The sequence below is a fragment of the Kitasatospora sp. NPDC098652 genome (assembly GCF_044760155.1).
Lineage (GTDB): Bacteria > Actinomycetota > Actinomycetes > Streptomycetales > Streptomycetaceae > Kitasatospora.
Genome location: NZ_JBIWAQ010000008.1, coordinates 91,321 through 111,574, shown reverse-complemented (window position 1 = coordinate 111,574; position 20,254 = coordinate 91,321). Strand labels below are relative to the sequence as shown.

The 20,254-nt window shown below is 74.0% G+C and carries 10 protein-coding genes; 7 read left to right on the top strand and 3 right to left on the bottom strand.

Going from position 1 to position 20,254, the window contains the following annotated elements:
- Positions 1–39 precede the first annotated feature (39 nt).
- Both ACIQWA_RS19370 and ACIQWA_RS19365 read right to left on the bottom strand, forming a co-directional pair.
- Entirely contained in the window at positions 40–2,970 is a 2,931-nt protein-coding gene (locus ACIQWA_RS19370; protein WP_402484284.1) for a type I polyketide synthase, read from the bottom strand.
- A gap of 110 nt (positions 2,971–3,080) precedes the next feature.
- Positions 3,081–4,997: a BTAD domain-containing putative transcriptional regulator gene (locus tag ACIQWA_RS19365; protein WP_402483984.1), complete on the bottom strand. Its 1,917-nt coding sequence runs from the start codon at positions 4,995–4,997 to the stop codon at positions 3,081–3,083.
- Positions 4,998–5,408: 411 nt separating this feature from the next.
- Here ACIQWA_RS19365 and ACIQWA_RS19360 point away from each other — a divergent pair, with 411 nt between their 5' ends.
- Complete coding sequence (locus ACIQWA_RS19360; RefSeq protein WP_402483982.1) at positions 5,409–6,107, top strand: helix-turn-helix transcriptional regulator; 699 nt, start codon at positions 5,409–5,411, stop codon at positions 6,105–6,107.
- 103 nt (positions 6,108–6,210) lie between these two features.
- Positions 6,211–7,551 (top strand): NAD(P)/FAD-dependent oxidoreductase, encoded by a 1,341-nt coding sequence (locus ACIQWA_RS19355; protein ID WP_360233786.1) that lies wholly within the window; start codon positions 6,211–6,213, stop codon positions 7,549–7,551.
- Between the two features lie 75 nt (positions 7,552–7,626).
- Here the strand turns inward: ACIQWA_RS19355 and ACIQWA_RS19350 are convergent, their stop codons facing one another.
- Positions 7,627–9,174 carry an MFS transporter gene (locus tag ACIQWA_RS19350; protein WP_402483980.1) on the bottom strand — a complete coding sequence of 516 codons (1,548 nt, stop codon included), beginning with the start codon at positions 9,172–9,174 and terminating at the stop codon, positions 7,627–7,629.
- Between the two features lie 215 nt (positions 9,175–9,389).
- Between ACIQWA_RS19350 and ACIQWA_RS19345 the strand changes: the two genes are divergently transcribed.
- From ACIQWA_RS19345 to ACIQWA_RS19325, 5 genes are all read left to right on the top strand, one after another.
- A complete protein-coding gene (locus tag ACIQWA_RS19345) occupies positions 9,390–9,791 on the top strand; it encodes a nuclear transport factor 2 family protein (protein WP_360233780.1) in 402 nt (133 codons plus the stop codon).
- Between the two features lie 85 nt (positions 9,792–9,876).
- Positions 9,877–11,139 (top strand): NAD(P)/FAD-dependent oxidoreductase, encoded by a 1,263-nt coding sequence (locus tag ACIQWA_RS19340; protein WP_402483978.1) that lies wholly within the window; start codon positions 9,877–9,879, stop codon positions 11,137–11,139.
- Positions 11,136–12,392: a cation:proton antiporter gene (locus tag ACIQWA_RS19335; RefSeq protein ID WP_402483976.1), complete on the top strand. Its 1,257-nt coding sequence runs from the start codon at positions 11,136–11,138 to the stop codon at positions 12,390–12,392. The genes ACIQWA_RS19340 and ACIQWA_RS19335 overlap by 4 nt, the downstream gene beginning before the upstream one ends.
- A 27-nt stretch (positions 12,393–12,419) precedes the next feature.
- Positions 12,420–14,084 (top strand): NAD(P)/FAD-dependent oxidoreductase, encoded by a 1,665-nt coding sequence (locus ACIQWA_RS19330; protein WP_402483974.1) that lies wholly within the window; start codon positions 12,420–12,422, stop codon positions 14,082–14,084.
- Positions 14,081–20,254 carry an SDR family NAD(P)-dependent oxidoreductase gene (locus ACIQWA_RS19325; RefSeq protein WP_402483972.1) on the top strand — a complete coding sequence of 2,058 codons (6,174 nt, stop codon included), beginning with the start codon at positions 14,081–14,083 and terminating at the stop codon, positions 20,252–20,254. Before ACIQWA_RS19330 ends, ACIQWA_RS19325 begins: the two co-directional genes overlap by 4 nt.

The following is a 20,254-nucleotide window of genomic DNA, read 5'->3' as shown; positions in this document are numbered from 1 at the left end:
TGACCTTCTTCAGGTACGTGCTGAGCCGGTCCGCGTTCGTCACTGTTGGCCTCTGTTGTCGATGAGATCGAGAATCTCTTCGGTGGTGGCGGAGAGGATGGCCTGGGCCAGGCCGTCGTTCGTCGCCTCGGGCGGGTCGATCTGCCGGAGCAGGGCGCGCAGACGGGCCGCCGCGGCGCCGCGGGTGGCCCCGTCGGTCTCGGCGGCGAGATCGGGGCCCAGGGCGTCGATCCGGTCGAGCAGGGTCGGGGCGGCCTCGGCCGGGTCGGCGAGCAGGGTGTCCAGGTGCTCGGCGAGGGCCTCCGGGGTGGGGTGGTCGTAGACGAGCACGGTCGGCAGGTCGAGGTCGAGGTCGACGCCGAGCAGTTCGAGCAGCTCCTCGAGGCCGAGCGAGTCGAAGCCGAGGTCGCGGAAGGGCACGCCGGTGGGCAGGTCGGCGGCCGCGCGGCCGAGGACGGTGGCGGCGTGGGCGGTCACCAGCTCCCGGACCCGGCGCGGGCCTTCGGGGGCGGCCGTGGGCGCGGGCTCCTCGGCGGCGGGCGCCGGGGCCGGTCGGGCGGGCGCCGGGCCCGGTCGGGCGGGCGGGGCCTCGTCGAGCCAGTGCCGCTCGCGCTGGAAGGCGTAGGTCGGCAGGTCGATCCGGCGGGCGGGCGCGCCGCCCAGGACGGCGGCCCAGTCGACCGGGGCTCCGTGGAGGTGCGCCTCGGCGAGTGCGGTGCGGAAGCCGGCCGGGTCGGCGGGGCCGGGGCGCAGCGCGCTGCCGGTGAAGGCCCGTCGACCGGTGCCGGTGGCGGCCCGCTCGAGCGGGCCGAGCTCCAGCAGGACGGTGTGACCGTCGGCCAGCAGGGTGTCGACGGCCTTGTCGAGGGGGCCCCGGCTCGGTACACCGCGCCGCCAGTACGCGGCGGTGGGCCCGGCGTCGGGCCCGGCGCCCGGCACCGGGTGAGGGCGGGCGGCCAGCCGGGCGGCCTCGTCGAGGGTGAGCGCCCCGGCGGCGTGGGCGGCGGCGGGTTCGCCGTCGCCGGTGCCGAGGACCGCGTCGGGGTGGACGCCGGCCCGGCGCCAGAGCTCCGCGAGGGCGGTGGTGAGCGCGAACAGCGTCGACCGGGCGACGTCCTCCCGGGCGAGCAGGGCCGGGTCGGCGGCGGTGCCGGGCCGCAGCAGGTCCAGCAGCGACCAGTCGGTGTGCGGGGCGAGCGCGTCCGCGCAGTCGGCCAGCCGGTCGGCGAACACCGGTTCGGTGGCGATCAGGTGGTCCAGGACGGGCTCCGCGAAGATGCCGCGCCACCCGACGCCCCGGCCGGGGAACAGCAGGGCGACCGTGCCGCCGGTCGCGGTGCCGGTGAGCAGCCCGGGGGCCGTACGGCCTTCGGCGAGCGCGGCGAGCGCGGCGTGCCGGGTGGCCCGGTCGGTGCCGATGACCGCCGCGCGGTCGGGGAAGGCCGTACGGGTGGTCGCGAGGGCATGGCCGACGGCGGCGGGGTCGAGTTCGGGCCGGTGCTGGGCGAACTCCAGCAGCCGGCGGGCCTGGCCGCCCAGCGCGGCGGGGCTGCGGCCGGAGAGCAGCCAGACCACGGGCGCTGGGTCCGAGGCGCCGTCGGAACCGTCGGCGTCGACGGAACCGTCGGCGTCGACGGAGGCTTCGGCGTCGACGGAACCGTCGTCGCCGACCAAGGCTTCGGGCGCGGCCAGCACCATGTGGCAGTTGGTGCCGCCGACCCCGAACGAGCTGACCCCGGCCAGGAGTCGGCGCCGCGGATCCGGCCAGGGCCGGGTCTCGCGGACCACGGCGAGGTTGAGCGCCTCGGTCGGGATGTCCGGGTTGGGCCGCTCGTGGTTGAGGCTGGCGGGCAGCAGCCGGTGCTCGAGGCTGAGGGCGGTCTTCAACAGGCCGACGATCCCGGCGGCGCCCTCCAGGTGACCGACGTTGGTCTTGGCCGAGCCGACCAGCAACGGGTCGCCGGCGGGGCGGACGGCGCCGACGGCCTCGCCGAGGGCGGCGGCCTCGATCGGGTCGCCGACCCGGGTGCCGGTGCCGTGCAGTTCGACGTACTGGAGGTCGGCGGGGGAGACGCGGGCCTGGCGGCAGGCCGCCCGCACGGCCTCGCGCTGGGCGGCGGCGGACGGTACGGTCAGGCCCTCGGAGGCGCCGTCGTTGTTGACGGCGCTGCCGAGGATCACGCATCGAATCCGGTCGCCGTCGGCGAGGGCGTCGTCCAGCGGTTTCAGCACGACCAGGCCGCCGCCCTCGCCCCGGACGTACCCGTTGGCGCGGTCGTCGAAGGTGTGGCAGCGGCCGTCGGGGGAGAGGCCGCCGAACCGGAGGACCCGGAGGGTGGAGTCCGCGAGCAGGTTGAGGTTGACACCGCCGGCCAGGGCGATCGCGGACTCGCCGCGGCGAAGGCTCTCGCAGGCCAGGTGGACGGCGACCAGCGAGGAGGACTGCCCGCTGTCCACGACCAGGCTGGGGCCGCGCAGGCCGAGCACGTACGAGAGCCGGTTGGCGATGATGCCGCGCTGGGTGCCGGTGAGGGTGTGGCGATCGATGCCGGCCGCGCCCAGACGGTCGGTCAGGGCGGCGTAGTCGTCGAGGATCGCGCCGACGAACACGCCGGTGGGAGTGCCCGCCAGGGCGGCGGGGAGCAGCCCGGCGTGCTCGAGGGCCTCCCAGCCGAGCTCCAGCAGCAGCCGCTGCTGCGGGTCGGTGGCGGCCGCCTCCCGGGGGGAGATGGTGAAGAAGTCGGCGTCGAACAGGTCGATTCCGTCGAGGAAGCCTCCGAACCGGATGTCCTCGGCCAATGGCTCGTCGCGTCGCCAGCGGTCTGCGGGGGCTTCGGACACCGCTGACCGCGCGTTTATCAGCGCATTCCAGAAGGAATCCGGATCAGGCGCACCGGGAAGTCGACAGGATAAACCGATGACAGCTATCGGCCGTGCCGCCGACGACAATTCGGGTGCAATTCGCCGCATAACCCCGTGCTCCCCCGATGAGTTCTTCGCCACCGCGTTTCTTCCGGTCCGTCGGCGGGGCGGTTGAAATTCTGCACGATCCGTTGAACGCATTGCATCTCCGATATTGCTCAGCCGTCCCGCTCGGTGGAGCAGGCGACCAGCTCCGGCAGCCCGTCGTCGGCCGGGACCGGCTCGCGGTCCAGCCGGTCGCGGGCGGTGGCCCGGTCGGTCCGCTGGCCGCGGGCGCACTCGGCGGCGTACAGGCCGATCAGGTTGTGGAACCGGTAGCGGTCCCGGCCGACCTCCTCGAGCAGGTGGTGGTCGGCGAGGGCGGCCAGGCGGCGGGCGGCGGACTCCCGGCCGGTGCCGGTCAGGGCGGCGGTGAGCTCGACGGTGATCAGCTCGTTGCCGTGCTGCCCGAGGGCGCTGAAGGTCCGTGCGACCTCCGCGGTCAGCGAGCGGACGGAGGCGGCGAAGGCACTGCGCAGGCTCGCGGCGACGTCGTCCTCGATGGCCAGGCGGTCGAGCCGGGCGGTGTCGTCGGCGGCGTCGTCGACCAGTTCGGCCAGGGTGACGGCGGGTTTGGCGACCAGGCCGACGGCGGCGATCCGCAGGGCCAGCGGCAGGTTGCCGCAGATCCGGGCCAGGCTGTAGGCGGCCGCCTGCTGGTCGGCCACCCGGTCCTCGCCGAGCAGCCGGGTCAGCAGTTCGACGGACTCGGTGGGGGCCAGCGGGGCCAGTTCGAGGCGGTAGGCGCCGTCGCGGGCGGCCAGGCCGAACTGCCGCCGCCGGCTGGTGACCAGGACGCAGGCGGGGCCGCGCGGGACCAGTGGGCGGACCTGTTCGGCGTTCAGCGCGTCGTCGACGACGATCAGCACCTTGCGCCCGTGCAGCAGGCTGCGGAACAGGGTGGTCCGGCCGGGCAGGCCCCGGGGTAACTGGTCCTGCTCCACGCCGAGGCTGCGCAGCAGCAGGGCGAGGGCGCCGTGGGCGTCGACCGGCTCCTCGCCGGGGCGGGAGCCGCGCAGGTCGACGTAGAGCTGCCCCTCGGGGTAGTGGTCGGCGAGCCGGCGGGCCAGCCGCAGCGCGACGGCGGTCTTGCCGACGCCGGGCGGGCCCTCGACCACGGCGGTCACGGCGTGCTGCTCGGAGCGGCCGTGCTCGCGCAGGACGACGTTCCGCAGCCGGGCCAGCTCCTCCGTACGGCCGGTGAAGTCGCGGGTGCCGGGCGGGAGTTGGGCGGGCTTGACCAGCGGCGGGGCGATCGGCCGGACGGTCGGGGCGAGCGGTCGGGGGCCGGGGGCGGGCAGGTCCAGGTCGGCGTGGTCGCCGAGGATCTGCTGGTGGAGGCGGCGCAGTTCGGCGCCGGGGTCGATGCCGAGCTCCTCCTGGAGCAGCTGCCGGGTCTGCCGGTAGACGGTGAGCGCGTGGGCGCGTCGGCCGGCGCGGTGCAGGGCGAGCATCAGCAGCCAGCGCAGGCGTTCGCGCAGCGGCTCCTTGGCGACGAGGTCGGTGAGCACGGTGGTGGTCTCCGCGTGCCGGCCGGTCTCCAGGGTGGCCTCGGCCCACTCCTCGACGGCGGTGAGCCGCAGCTCGTGCAGCCGGGCCTGCTCCAGGGCGGCGAACGGGCCGGGGACGTTGGCGTACGCGTCGCCGTGCCAGAGCGCCAGCGCGCTCTCGTAGGCCGCGATCGCGCCGTCCCGGTCGCCGGCCGCGAGCAGCCGGCGGGCCCGGGTGTGCTCCGTGGTGAAGCGGTCCACGTCGACCGCTTGGGGGTCGAGCCGCAGCGCGTAGCCGCCGCCGGCCGATACCAGGAGTCCGCCGGACTCGCGTGGTCCACGGTTCGGTTCGAGCGCGCGGCGCAGTCCGCCCACGTACGTGTGGACGCCGTTGACGGCGGTCGGGGGGACGTCGGTGCCCCAGACCGCGTCGATGATCTGGTCGATACCGGCCACCTGGTTCGGTCGGCTCGCCAGCAATCCGAGGACGGCCCGCTGCTTCGGCGGCCCGAGGACGACCTCGCGGTCCGCGTACCACATTCTCATCGGGCCCAAGAGCTCTAGGTGCATTCTTCCCCCGGATCTTCGGTCGCCGAAATGTTCGGAGCCTTCACTATGCTGTTCCGGTTGAATTCCCGTCACCGCCGAGATTGCTCACTGCCGTGGAGTTCGGAGTCAGCGGCTCCGGTTGTGTGCAAACTCAGTGTCCGGTGAAGGCCCGGTTTGCCGCACGGTGTGCGGCGGTGGTGTCGGTGGTGTCGGTCGGTGCCGTCCACGATCGGGACGTCCGCGACCGAGCGGTCGCGCTCGCCGGGACGGTCCTTGACGACGGCTCCGCCCTCTGTTTCCCTGTCTCGAACTGATCCTGGCCGCAAGGCCGTTGGTCGACGGGGGATTCCGATGAGAGTGGAGATCGAACGGGTTGTCAGTGGAATAAGAGAGGGGTACGCCGAGGGGTTGACCCTGGCGGAACTCGGGGAGATGGCGCGGCTGAGCCCGTTCCACATGGCGCGGCTGTTCCGGCAGGAGACCGGTCTGCCGCCGGCGTCGTTCCTGACCACGGTGCGTCTGGAGGAGGCACGGCGACGGCTGCTGCGCAGCTCCGACAGCGTCGCCGACATCGCCGTCCGGTGCGGCTACACCAGCGTGGGGGCGTTCACCACCCGGTTCACCAAGGAGGTGGGCGTACCGCCGGGCCGGTTCCGGCGACTGTCCAGGCTGGGCGCGGAGGCGGTGGAGTTCGTCGCCGGCGGCGTGGAGTCGGCCTGCGCGTACGGGTCGGTCCGGGGCCAGGTGGAGCGGTCCGACGGGCTGGTCGACGAGCCGGTGTTCGTGGCGGCGTTCGCCGCGCCGTCCGGCGGGCAGCTCAAGCTCGGACGCGCCGCCCGGCCGGCCCGCTGCCACCGGATCGCGCAGGCCGGGGCGTGGCGGATCCCGCACGTCCCCGAGGGCACCTGGGTGATCCAGTCCGTGTCCCGCGCGGGCGGGACCGGCCGGGACGCGGTGGTGGTCGCCACCGCCGGGCCGCTGCGGGTGGTGGCGGGCGAGGGCGTCGTGGTCCGGCTGCGGCTGGCGCCGCCGGACGGCGACCACCCGGACAACGACGTCCGGGCGGTGCTGGGCTACGCCCTGCCGGACCTCTTCGTGTCCAGCTGATCCACGGTTGAGCAACCCGGGAGGCGACAGCCTCCCGGGGGCTCGCACAGACTCCCGATGATGCCGCGAACCAGCGTGGCGTCTCTGCGAGTTGGGAGTGCTGATGGGTGTGATCGGCGGCCACGCGGTGGTGATCGGCGGATCGATGGGCGGCATGACGGCCGCTCGGGTGCTCGCCGACAGATACGGGCGGGTGACCGTGCTCGACCGGGACGCCCTTCCGGACGGCCCGGCCGACCGGAAGGGCGTCCCGCAGAGCGGCCACTCCCACGCCCTGCTGATCAGCGGGAAGATGATGCTGGAGCAGCTGTTCCCCGGCCTGTCCGCCGAGTTGGTCGCCGGCGGCGCGGTGCACTTCGACCCCGGGAACGACCTGCTGTTCCACCAGATGGGTGCGCTGCGCACCCGGTTCAACAGCGGCAAGCTCGGGATCAGCCTCACCCGGGCCTACCTGGAGTACGTGGTGCGGGGCCGGGTGCGCGGGATCGGCAACGTCGACATCCGGGAGCGGACCACGGTGAGCCGGGTGATCGGCGGGCCGGGCCGGGTGACCGGGGTGGAGACCGACACCGGTGAGGTGCTGCGGGCGGACCTGGTGGTGGACGCCACCGGCCGCAGCGCGGGCCGGTCCGACAAGTGGCTGGCGGACCTGGGCTGCGACAGCCCGGAGACCGTCACGGTCAAGATCGACGTCGGCTACACCACCAAGCTGCTGCACCGGAAGGCCGGTGAGCGGATGCTGGACGGCGGCCTGCTGTACCTGATGTCGGCCGTCCCGCCGCAGGACAAGCGGGCCGCGGCGGTGTTCGCGGTCGAGGGCGACCGCTGGGTGGTCACCCTGGGTGGCTGGCACCGCTCGCACAGCCCGGTCGACCCGGCCGGCTTCCGGGCGTACGCCGAGAACCTGCCCAGCCCGCACGTCGCCGAACTGCTCGGGCGGTGCGAGCCGACGGAGCCGGGCGACGCCCGTAAGTTCACCTACCCGCAGGCCCGGCGGCGGTACTTCGAGAAGGTGCGCCGGCACCCGGCCGGGTATGTGGCGCTGGGCGACGCGATCTGCAGCTTCAACCCGCTGTACGGGCAGGGCATGACGGCCGGCGCGATGGAGGCGGCGGCCCTGGGCCGGACGCTGGACCGGTTCGGGTCGGCCTCGCCGGAGATGGCGCGGGCGTACTACCGGGCCGCGTCGAAGATCATCGCGACGCCCTGGCAGATGGCCACCGGCGGGGACTTCATGTACCCGGAGACGGAGGGCCCGAAGCCGCTGGGCGCGGACCTGCTGAACCGCTACGTGAAGCGGGTGATGCTGGCCTCCCACGTCTCGGCCGACGTGCACCGGGTGATGCTGGACATGCAGCACCTGCTGGTCCCGCCGACCGCCGTGATGCGGCCCGCCACGGTGGTCCGTTCGCTGCTGGCGGCCGGCCGCTCGCCCGCCGCCTGACCCGCCGGGAACGACCGAGCGCCCGCCGCCCCGGGGAAGGGCGGCGGGCGCTCGGTCGTGCGACGCCGGCCGGGATCAGACGGCGGCCATGCCGGCCGCGCCGCTGAGCGCGGCGAGGTCGCTGCGGCGGACCTTGATCACGAAGATCGAGGTCAGCAGCGCCAGGCCGATCAGTGCGGTGCCGGCCCAGTAGGCGGTGGCCACCCCGTGGGTGAGCACCGCGTGGCCCCACTCGCCGGGCAGCATGTGGGACTTGGCGAAGTCGGCCTGCTGCTCCGGGGTGGCGGAGGCCATGAAGGACGGGATCTGCGTCTTGGCCTCGTCGCGGCTGGCCGTGCCGAACACGGTGACCAGGATGGACAGGCCGAGCGCGCCGCCGACCTGCTGGGTGGCGTTGAGCAGGCCCGAGGCGGCGCCGGCCTGGTCGGCGGAGATGCCGGAGACGGCGGTCAGGGTCAGCGTGACGAAGGTCAGGCCGAGGCCCAGGCCGAAGAGGATCATCGGGCCGAGCACCCCGGTGGTGTAGCTGCTGTCCGGCTCGATCTGGGTGAACCAGAGCAGTGACGCGGTGGTGAGCACGGTGCCGGCGACCAGGAACGGCTTGGGGCCGACCCTGGGGAGCAGCGGCTGGCTGACCCCGGCCGCGATCAGGATCGCCACGGTGATCGGCAGGAAGCTGACGCCGGACTTGATCGCGCTGTAGCCCAGCACGTTCTGGACGTACAGCACCAGGAAGAAGAACAGGCCGAGCAGGGCGGCGCCGAGCCCGAGCATGATCACGTAGCTGCCGGAGCGGTTGCGGTCGGCGAAGAGCTTCAGCGGGGTGATCGGCTGCGGGACGCGCCGCTCGACCAGGACGAACGCGATCAGCAGGACGGCGGCGGCGCCGAAGGAGGCCATCGTCCAGCCGTCCCGCCAGCCCTCCTCGGAGGCGCGGATGAAGCCGTAGACCAGGGAGGCCATGCCGAGGGTGGAGGTGAAGGCGCCGGGGAGGTCGAAGCGGCCGGGCCGGCGCTCGGCCTCGGCGATGGCCACCGGGGTGAGCAGGGCGATCGCCAGGCCGATCGGCAGGTTGATGAAGAACACCCAGCGCCAGTCGAGCCACTGGGTGAGCATGCCGCCGGCCAGCAGGCCGACCGCACCGGCGCCGCCGGAGACCGCCGCGTAGATGCCGAGGGCCTTGGTGCGCTGCGGCCCTTCGGTGAAGGTGGTGGTGATCAGCGCCAGCGAGGTCGGCGAGGCGATCGCGCCGCCGACGCCCTGCAGGGCGCGGGCCGCGAGCAGCTGCCAGGGCTCCTGGGCCAGTCCTGCCAGCAGGGAGGCGAAGGTGAACAGCAGGATGCCCGCGGTGAAGACCCGGCGGCGGCCGAGGATGTCGCCGACCCGGCCGCCGAGCAGCAGCAGGCCGCCGAAGGTCAGCGTGTAGGCGTTGACCACCCAGGACAGGTCCGAGGTGGAGAAGTCCAGGGCGCGCTGGATGTGCGGGTTGGCGATGTTCACGATCGTGGAGTCGAGGACCACCATCAGCTGGCAGCCCGCGATGACGGTGAGGGCGAGGCCGGGTCGGCTCGTCCGGGAGGTCAACGCGGGCACCTCCTCGGCCTCGAACTGATCAATCGTCACAGTCCTTCTCCTCCTGGAGAGATGAGCGAATCGGGCGGCTGGCCAGGTTTTCGTAGCGCGAAACTAGAGTTCAACTCTAACTATGCCGAGCGGAACCGTCCCAGGCAACTCGCCAATTGCGCAACCCGGGAGATGACGCCCTGTCACCCGCGCCGCGAGACTCGGCAGACGCGGGCCGCTCCACCGGGGTGGCCGTGACACGTGAGGAGACAGTGATGTCGGAGCAGACCAGGGCCGTCGTGGAGCGGCTGTACGAGGCCCTGTCCAAGGCGGACGTCCCGACCCTGATGGAGATCTTCGACCCCGAGGTGGACATCACCACCCCGGCCGCACTGCCCTGGTCCACCGGCCACTACACCGGCACCGCCGGAACCGCGCAGTACTTCGCCGGGGCGCTGGAGTACCTGGAGGAGACCGCCTTCGAGGTGACGGAGCTGCGGGTCAGCGGCGACTGGGCGGCCGCGATCGGCAACTGGACCGGCCGCTTCCGTCAGGGCGGCGGCGAGTTCGACGTGCGCTTCGTGCACTTCTGGGAGCTGCGCGAGGGCCGGGTGGTGCGCACCGAGGGCATCTCCGACACGGCCGGCATCGTCGCCGCCCACGCCGTCGGGGCCTGATCTTCAGACGGCGTCCAGAGGCTCTTCAGGTGCCCCGATCAAGACTGTCCGTACCGCACCGACTGAACGCAGGAAAGGACTTGGCATGCCGTCCACACTGTTCGGGGTACCTGAGGAGTTCGACGTCATCGTGATCGGCGGGGGCCCCGCCGGCTCCACCACCGCCGGGCTCCTGGCCAAGCGCGGCCACCGCGTCCTGGTGCTCGACAAGGAGCGGTTCCCGCGCTACCACGTGGGCGAGTCGCTCATCCCCGCCTTCATGCGCCCCATGGAGGAACTGGGCCTCACCGAGCGGATGGACGCCCGGGGCTTCGAGCGCAAGTACGGCGGCACCCTCGTCTGGGGCAACCAGCAGATCCCGTGGCACTTCTCGTTCGTCGAGGGCGGGGCGCAGCCGTACGCGTACCACACCCGCCGCGCCGACATGGACTCGATGATCCTGGACCGGGCCCGCGAGCTCGGCGCGTTCATCATCGAGGACGCGACCGTGAAGGAGCCGATCGAGGAGGACGGCCGCGTCGTCGGCGTCCGCTTCAACCTCCGCGGCGCCGACCAGCAGTACGAGGCCCGCGCCAAGCTCGTCGTCGACGCCTCCGGCCAGTCCCGGCTGCTCAGCCGCCGCTACGCGGACGTGACCTGGCACGAGGAGCTCCGCAACGTCGCGGTCTGGACGTACTTCGACAACTGCGAGCGCCTCCAGGGCGACGAGTACACCAACATCCTCATCGAGGGCCTGGACGAGGGCTGGTTCTGGGCGATCCCGCTGGACAAGGGCACCATCAGCGTCGGCTACGTGACCCGCTCCTCCGAGGCCAACAAGGACGGACAGTCGCTGGAGGACCTGTTCAGGTCCGAGGCCCAGCGCACCACCAAGCTCAAGCGGATGCTGACCAACGCCAACCAGGCGGCCGGCTGGCGCACCGCCCGCGACTGGTCGTACACCAGCCACACCTTCCACGGCAACGGCTGGGTGTGCGTCGGCGACTCCGCGGCCTTCGTCGACCCGCTGTTCTCCACCGGCGTGGCCCTGGCCACCCTGGCCGGCAGCACCCTGTCGAAGATCGCCCACCAGATCCTCGAGCACCCGGAGATCGAGGAGCAGGCGCTCAAGCGCTACGCCACCGCCTACCGCGCCTTCTTCGACGAGATCCGCACCTTCGTCGAGCGCTTCTACGACCGCACCAAGTACAAGGAGTTCTACTACAGCCTCGCCCAGGAGCTGGTCGACCCGGAGAAGGAGCGCACCCCCTCGGCGGACTTCGTCACGCTGATCTCCGGCCTCAGTGGCAAGCACCCGATGCTCAACCTCTCGCTGGACGACCTCATCGGGGGAGCGGAAGCCCCGTGACCAGTCACCAGGTGGAGCTGCTGTTCGTCGACATCGCGCTGATCCTGTTGCTGGCCCGCGGGCTGGGGCGGCTCGCCGTGCGGATCAACCAGCCGCCGGTGGTCGGGGAGATCCTGGCCGGGGTGCTGCTCGGACCGACCCTGTTCCACGGGGCGATGTCCGACGCGTTGTTCCCCGGTGACATCCGGCCGCTGCTCACCGGGATGGCCAATGTCGGCGTGGCGCTGTTCATGTTCGGCATCGGGCTGGAACTGGACGGCGCGGCACTACGCGGGCGGGGCCGAGCCACCGCCGGCACGGTGCTCGGCTCCACCCTGGTGCCGTTCGTGCTCGGGATCGCGCTGGCCCTGTACCTGGCCCGCGACCAGGCCCCGCACAACAAGGCGGCCTTCGTGGTGTTCGTCGGGCTCGCCGTCTCCGTGACGGCGTTCCCGGTGCTCGCCCGGATCCTCGCCGACCGCGGGCTCACCACCACCGCGGTCGGCGGTCTGGCCCTGGCCACCGCGGCCGCCGTCGACGTGATCGCCTGGGTGGCGCTGGCCGCGGTCCAGGCGTCCGTCGGCGGCGGGTCGGACCACTGGCTGGTGGTGCTGATCCTGCCGTTCATGGGCGCGCTGGTGGTCATCGTCCGGCCGCTGCTGCGGCGCCTGCTGATGCCCGGTGGCAAGCCCGGCACGCTCTCCGCCGAGAAGCTGGCCGCCGTGCTGATCGGCGCCCTGCTGTCGGCCGCCGCCACCGAGGCCCTCGGCATGCACTACATCTTCGGCGCCTTCATGTTCGGCGTGGTGATGCCGAAGGCCGGCGCGGACGGCCTGCGGCTGGAGATCCACCGGTGCACCGAGCAGGTCACCGGCCTGCTGCTGCCGGTCTACTTCGTCGTGGCGGGCCTCAAGGTGGACCTCAGCGGGCTGAACTCGGGTCAACTGGTCGACCTGGCCCTGATCCTGGCCGTCGCGGTGGTCGGCAAGTTCGGCGGCACCTACCTGGGGGCACGCTCCCAGCGGCTGGACCCCCGGCCGGCCGCCGCGCTGGCCGCGCTGATGAACACCCGCGGTCTCACCGAGCTGGTCATCCTCGGCATCGGCCTCCAACTGGGCCTGCTGGACGGCTCGCTGTACTCCCTCATGGTCGTCATGGCGGTGGTCACCACGGCCATGACCGGACCGCTGCTGTCCCGGGTCTTCACCAAGGCGGTGGAGGTCCCCGTAGTCCCCGAGCGCGGCCGCGAGCGGGCCGCCGCGGGCCGGAGCTAACCGCAGATCAGACGGAAGGAACGGAAGATGGCAGGCACGAGGCGGGCACAGCAGCAGCACAACGCCTACGACGTGGCGATCCTGGGAAGCGGCATGGCCGGCGGCATGCTCGGCGCCGTACTCGCGCGCAACGGCGTCCGGGTGCTCCTGCTCGACGCCGGGACGCACCCCAGGTTCGCCGTCGGCGAGTCCACCATTCCGTACACCTCCGGGATGACCCGGCTGATCGCGGACCGGTACCAGGTCCCCGAACTCATGCCGCTGTCCAGCTTCAAGGGGATCCGGCAGCGGGTCTCGCGCAACTGCGGCCAGAAGCAGAACTTCGGCTTCGTCTACCACCGGGAGGGCTCCGCCCAGCGGCCGGACGAGGTCAACCAGCTGGTCGTGCCCTCGGCCATCCGCACCGAGACCCACCTGTTCCGGCAGGACATCGACGCCTACCTGTTCCACGTCGCGGTGAAGTACGGCGCGCACCCCCGGCTCGCCACCCGCATCGCCGACGTGGAGATCGACCCGGACACCGGCGCCGTGCTCCGCACCGACAGCGGCGAGGAGTTCCGGGCCAACTACGTGGTCGACGGCAGCGGCTTCCGCTCGCCGCTGGCCGACAAGTTCCAGCTGCGCGAGACCCCGACCCGGGCCAACACCCACTCCCGGTGCCTGTTCACCCACATGGTCGGGGTCAAGCCCTTCGACGACTCGCGCACCGCCGCCAAGCACGGCCAGCCCAACCCCTGGCACCACGGCACCCTGCACCACGTCTTCGACGGCGGCTGGCTCTGGGTGATCCCGTTCGACAACCACCAGGACTCGATGAACCCGCTGTGCAGCGTCGGGCTCACCCTGGACCCGCGCAAGTTCCCCAAGGGCGAGCTGTCCGCGCAGCAGGAGTTCGACGACTTCCTGGCCCGCTTCCCCGAGATCGCCTGGCAGTTCGAGGGCGCCAAGGCCGTCCGTCCGTGGGTCTCCACCGGTCGGCTGCAGTACTCCGCGCACCAGGTGGTCGGCGACCGGTTCTGCCTCACCTCGCACGCCGCCGGCTTCATCGACGCGCTGTACTCGCGCGGGCTGACCAACACCCTGGAGCTGGTCAACGTCCTCGGCTGGCGGCTCATCGCGGCCTCCCGCGACGGCAACTGGTCGCGCGAGCGGTTCGACTACGTGGAGAACCTGCAGCAGGGCCTGTTCGACTTCCACGACGACCTGGTGTTCAGCTCCTTCGTCGGCTTCCGCGACTACGAGCTGTGGAACGCCGTCAACCGCACCTGGATGCTCGGCACCATGCTCGGCAACGTGATGCTGGAGGACGCGTACTACCGCTTCCAGCGCACCGGCCGCGACGAGGTCTTCCTCGACCTGGAGCAGAGCAAGCAGCCCGGCTCCCCGCTGCCGGTCAGCGCCGGGTTCAACGAGATGGGCACGCTCACCCGCGACCTGTGCCTGGCCGTCGAGGCCGGCAAGGTCAGCACCGGCCGGGCCGCCGAGCAGATCCTCCAGCACATCAAGCACGCCGACTTCATCTCGCCCGGCTTCCGGCTCGGCGAGCGCGACACCCGCTGCTTCAACATGTCGCCCGGCAAGATGGCCAAGAACGCCGTCTGGTGCCGCCGCGAGGCGCCGCCGGAGATCGGCCCCCGCATGATCAACGCCTCCAAGGGCCTGGTCCGGATGCGCCTGCGGGGTGGCGAATGACCGCGGAGGAGCCCATCGCGGTCGTCGGGATGGCGGGCCGGTTCCCCGGCGCCCCCGACACCGACAGCCTGTGGACCCTGCTGATGGGGCGCGGCGACGCGATCGGCCCCGTCCCGGCCGACCGCTGGGACACCGACCGCCCGCTCGACCCGGAGAAGGACGTCCAGACGGTCGGCGGCTTCCTGGAGGGCATCGACCGCTTCGACGCCGCCTTCTTCGGCGTCTCCCCGCGCGAGGCCGCCGCCATCGACCCCCAGCAGCGCCTGCTGCTGGAGGTCGCCTGGCGGGCCCTGGAGGACGCCGGCGTGCCCGCCGCCGCCCTCGCGGGCAGCCGCACCGGCGTCTACGTCGGCGCCTCCTGGCACGACTACGAGCTGCTCCGGATCAACCGCGGCGCCCGCCCCACCCCGCACAGCCTCTACGGCAACGCGCTGGACGTGGTCGCCGCCCGGCTCTCGTACGTCCTCGAGCTGCGCGGCCCCAGCCTCACCGTGGAGACCGGCTGCTCCTCCTCGCTGGTGGCCCTGCACCTGGCCGCCCAGGCGCTGCGCAGCGGCGAGGTCGAGGCCGCCCTGGTCGGCGGCGTCAACCTGATGGCCGACCCGTACGTCACCGTCGGCCTCACCCACTTCGGCGGGCTCTCCCCGGACGGCCGCTGCCAGGCGTTCGCCGCCTCCGCCAACGGCTTCGTGCGCGGCGAGGGCGTGGCCGCGCTCTGCCTCAAGACGCTGTCGCGCGCGCAGGCCGACGGCGACCGGATCCACGGCCTGGTGGTCCGCACCGTCGTCAACAACGACGGCGGCGGCGACAGCCTGGTCACGCCCAGCCCCGAGGGCCAGGAGGACCTGCTGCGGCAGGCGTACGGCACCGGCGCGGTGCCCGTCGGGCAGCCCGTCTACGTCGAGGCGCACGGCACCGGCACCGGACGCGGCGACCCGATCGAGGCCACCGCGCTCGGCACGGTGCTCGGCCGGCACCGGGACCCCGCGAACCCGCTGCACATCGGCTCGATCAAGACCAACATCGGCCACCTGGAGGCGTCCGCGGGCCTGGCCGGCCTGTTCAAGCTGCTGCTGGCGCTGCGCCACCGCACCGTCCCGCCGAGCCTGCACTCCGCCGAGCTCAACCCGGCCATCCCGTTCGAGGACCTGAACGTCCGGGTGGTCCGCGAACCACTCGCGCTGGACCCGGAGGGCCCGGTCCACCTCGGCCTCAACTCCTTCGGCTGGGGCGGCACCAACGCCCACGTGGTGCTGGCCTCCCCGCCCGCGGCCGGGCCCGCCGAGCCGGCCGCCGCCCCGGCGACCGGCCTGCCCGCCGTCGTCCCGCTCTCCGCCCGCGAACGCGGGGTGCTCGCCGAGCGGGCCCGCGAACTCCTCCCCCTGGTCCCCCAGGACCCGCAGGGCGTACGGGAGTTCGCCGGTACCCTGGCCTGGCGTCGGGACCACTTCCAGGTCCGCGCCGGACTGGTCGCCGACACCCCCGAGGAACTCCGCGCCGCCCTGGAGACCCTCGCCGCCGACCCGGAGACCGAGGGCGCCGGACGCGCCGTACCGCGCGGCCGGACCGCCTTCGTCTTCCCCGGCCAGGGCTCCCAGTGGGACGGCATGGGCCAGGAGCTGTACCGGGACAGCCCGGTCTTCGCCGCCACCGTCACCCGCTGCGCCGAGGCGCTGCGCCCGCACACCGACTGGGACCTGCTGGAGGTCTTCGCCGGCCGGGCCGGGGACGAGTGGACCACCCGGATCGACATGCTCCAGCCCGTGCTGTGGGCGATGTCCCTCGGCCTGGCCGAGCTGTGGCGGGCCAACGGCGTCGAACCCGACGTCGTCCTCGGCCACAGCCAGGGCGAGATCACCGCCGCCACCCTGGCCGGGATCCTCAGCTACGAGGACGCCGCGCTGGTGATGGCCCGCCGCAGCGCCATCGCCCGCCGCACCTCCGGGCGGGGCCGGATGCTGGCCGTCGACCTCGACCGGGAGGGCGCGCTGGCCGCCCTGGAGGGCTTCGAGGAGAGCATCTCGCTCGCCGTCCACAACGGCCCGCACTCCTGCGTGCTCTCCGGCGAGCAGGAGGCCGTGCTCACCCTGAAGGAACTGCTGGAGGCCGAGGGCACCTACTGCCGGCTGGTCAACGTCGACTACGCCTCGCACAGTCCCCAGATGGACCCGCTGCGCGAGGACCTGCTGGAGGCACTCGCCCCCACCGCCCCCCGGGGCGGCGCGATCACGCTGATGTCCACCGTCCGGGTCCGGCAGCTGGACGGCCCCGAGATGGACGCCGCCTACTGGGTCGAGAACCTGCGCAGCCCCGTGCTGTTCGCCGACACCATGGCGGCCCTGCTCGACGAGGGCGTCACCCACGTCGTGGAGATCAGCCCGCACCCCGTGCTCGCCCCGGCCATCGAACAGCTCACCGCCGACCGCGCCGAGCCCGCTGCCGTGCTCACCACGATGCGCCACCACCAGGGCAGCCCGGCCGACTTCGCCCGGGCGCTGGCCACCGCCTACACCGCCGGGCTCGAACCGTTCGGCGCGCTGCCCCGCGACGCCCGCCTCGCCCTGCCCGGCTACCCGCTCCGGCAGGACCGGTACTGGATCGACGAGCGGCCGCGCAGCCGCGCCGCCGCCCCCGGCCTCGAGCCGGAGCTGACCCCCGCGCCCGGCCGACCCGGCCGCCGACACGGCGCGTTGGAGCCCTCGACGGCCGACCTGCCCTGGCTCGCCGACCACCAGGTCCACGGCACCCCCGTGCTGCCCGGCGCGGCCGTCCTCGGCATCGCGCTCGCCACCGTACGGGCCCGCACCGGCCGCCTGCCCAAGGCGCTGGACCAGGTCGCCTTCCGCAAGGGCGTCCCGCTCGGCGACACCCCGGCCCGGCTCACCGCCGAATGGACCGACGACGCCGCGGAAGGCGGCGCGTTCCGGCTGCTCGCCCTCCCCGAGGGCGGCGAGCAGTGGGAGGAGAGCGCCACCGCCCGCGCCGTCCTGCGCGAACTCCCCTGGCAGGCACCCGGGTTCCCCGACTGGGGCGAGAGTGCCGACCCGGGGGCCGCGGAGGCGCTCTACCGCACCTGGGCCGCCCGGGGGCTGGAGTACGGCCCGGCGTTCCGCACCGTCGGCGCGCTGGCCGTGGCCGAGGACGGCGAGCAGGCCGTCGGCCGGGTCGCCCTGCCCGAGCGGCTGCGCCCGGCCAACCGCCCGTACGGGCTGCACCCCGCGCTCTGGGACGGGGCCCTGCAGGTCTCGCTCGCCCTCTGTGTCGCGGACGGCCCCGGCGACGCGGTGGTCCCGACCGGCGTCCAACGCGTGGTGGTCGTGGGCGAGTTGGCGGAGGCCGTCACCGATCTGTGGTCGCACGCCCTGCGGCGCGCCGATGGCCTGATCGACGTCCACCTGTTCACCGCCGAGGAGCGCACCCCGCTGCTCAGCATGATCGGACTCACCCTCACCCCGCTGCCCACCGCGGACCGGGACGGGCGGACCGACGCCGAACGCCTGCACCGGATCGACTGGATCGAACTCACCGAAACCTTCACCGACACCGAACTCACCGAAACCGAACTCGCCGACACCGAACTCGCTGACACCGAAGCGAGGTTGCCGGCCGAACCCGGCCGCTGGGTGGTCTGCGGCGACGGGCCCGCGGCCGAGGCACTGGCCGAGGCGCTCGCCGCCCGGGATGCCAAGACCGCCCGGATCCGCCCTGGCGAGGAGATCGGCGCCGCCGACGGCGTGGTCTTCCTCGCCCCCGGCGCCGAGGCCGGCCCCGCCGCCCAGCAGCAGGGCCTGCTCCACCTCGCCGCCCTGGCCACCGCCTGCACCGCGCAGCCCGTACCGCCCCGGCTGGCCGTGGTCACCCTCGGCGGCCAGGCCGTCCTGGCCGCCGACCGGCCCGACCCCGGCGCCGCCCTGTACTGGGGCTTCACCCGGGTGCTGCGCCGCGAGCACGGCGAACTGACCCCCCGGATCATCGATCTCGACCCGAACGACGAGGGCCTGGCCGCCGCCTGCGCGGCCGAGCTGCTCACCGACCCGGCCGAGGCGGACGACCAGCTGGCCCTGCGCCCGGGCCGACGCCTCGCCGCCCGGCTGGCGCGCGGCGCCGCCGCACCGGCCGAGCTGCCGGCGCCGCTCACCCGCCGTCAGCCGTTCCGGATCGACCCGGACGGCCGCCCGGCCGGGATCGCCCGCCGCGCCCCCGGGCCCGGCGAGATCGAGATCGAGACCGCCGCCGCGACCCTGCCCGGGCGCGCCGCCGGAACGGCCACCGGCCTGGTCGGCCGGGTGGTCGCGGTCGGCGAGGGCGTCACCGGCCTCGCCGTCGGCGACCGGGCCGCCGCCGTCACCGCCGACGGCCCCGTCAGCCACCTGACCGTCCGGGTCGACCACGCCGTGGCCGTCCCCGACACCCTCGGCGACGCCGAGGCGGCGGCCCTGTCGCCGGCGGTCGCCACCGCCCACCAGGCGCTGGTGGAGGCGGCCCGGGTGACCGCCGGGGACACCGTCCTGGTGCACGTCACCGACGGCACCGGGCTCGCCGCCGCCGCCCTGGCCCGGCGGCTCGGCGCCCGGGTGCTCGCCACCGTGCCCGGCGGCGCCGCGACCGGCCCGCAGCTCGAGGGCGTGGAACTGCTGGACGCGGAGGACCCCGGCTGGCCGCAGGCCGTCCGCTCCGCCACCGGCGGGTCCGGCGCGGACGTGGTGCTCGGCCGGCCCGCCGGGGCCACCCCCGCGCGCGCCCTCGCCGCCCTGGCCGCCGACGGACGGGCCGTCGCCCTCGACGGCCTGCGCCCCGGGCCCGAGGAACTTCCGGACGGCGCAGCCCAGTTCGCCGTGGACGCGGTCGGGTTGCTGCGCCGCCGCCCGGACCGGTTCGCCGCCGCGTTGGCCGCCGGCTGGGCGGGCGCCGCCGCCGCGCCGCTGCCGGTCGCCCCCCGCGGCCTCGCCGAGGCGGGGGAGGGGGCCGGGGCACCCGGCGCCACCACCGTCCTGCTGCTCGGCCCGGCCGCCGTCGAGGCCGTCCCGGCCGCCCCGCTCACCGACGGCGCCTTCCGGGCCGACGGCAGCTACCTGATCACCGGCGGTCTCGGCGCCCTCGGCCTCTCCCTCGCCGGATACCTGGCCGAGCACGGCGCCGGAGCCCTCGTCCTGCTCGGCCGCTCCGCCCCGACCCCGGCTGCCGAGGCCGAGATCGAGCGGATCACCGCGCTCGGCGCCACCGTCAGGGCGGTGCGCTGCGACGTCGCCGACGTCGCCGCGCTGGGCGCCGCCCTGGAGACCGTCCGCGCCGAACTGCCGCCGCTGCGCGGGGTGGTGCACGCCGCCGGTCTGCTCGACGACGCCACCGTCCGCAACCTGACGGCGGAGCAGCTCGACCGGGTGCTGGCGCCCAAGGCCACCGGCGCGCGCCACCTGGACGCGCTGACGGCCGAGGACCCGCTGGACCTGTTCGTGCTGTTCTCCTCGGCGGCCGCCCTGGTCGGCAACCCCGGCCAGTCCGCCTACGCCGCCGCCAACGCCTACCTGGACGCCCTGGCCGAGGCCCGGCGCCGGTGCGGCCGCCCCGCCCTCAGCGTGCAGTGGGGCCCGTTCACCGACATCGGCCTCGCCGCCACCGACGGGACCCGCGGTGCCCGCCTCGCCGAACGCGGCATGGGCGGCGTCCCGGCCGAGGAGGCCTGGCCCGCCCTGGTCCGGATGCTGGAGCGCGACCGGCCGGTGGCCGGGTACGTCCCGATCGACCTGCGCCAGTGGTTCGACGCCAGCCCCGACACCGCCGCACTGCCGAGCTGGCAGCTGCTGCACGCCGCGGGCCGGGCCGGAGTGGCCACCGGCGGCGAGTTCCTCGCCCGGCTGCGGGCCGCCGCACCGGAGGAGCGGACCCCGCTCGCCGCGCGGCAGATCCGCGAACTCGCCGGACGCGTCCTGCGGCTCGATCCCGAACGGATCGAACCCGACACGCCGTTGAAGGCCCTCGGCCTGGACTCGCTGATGAGCCTCGAACTGCGCAACCGGCTCGAGGGCGCGTTCGGCACCAGGCTCTCGCCGACCCTGCTCTGGGCCTACGGCACCGCCACGGCGCTCGCCGAGTACCTCTGCGCCGAGTCGGACGGCGGGCCCGCCCGACCGCCCCGGACACCCACCGGTCCCGACACCGACCGGTCCTGA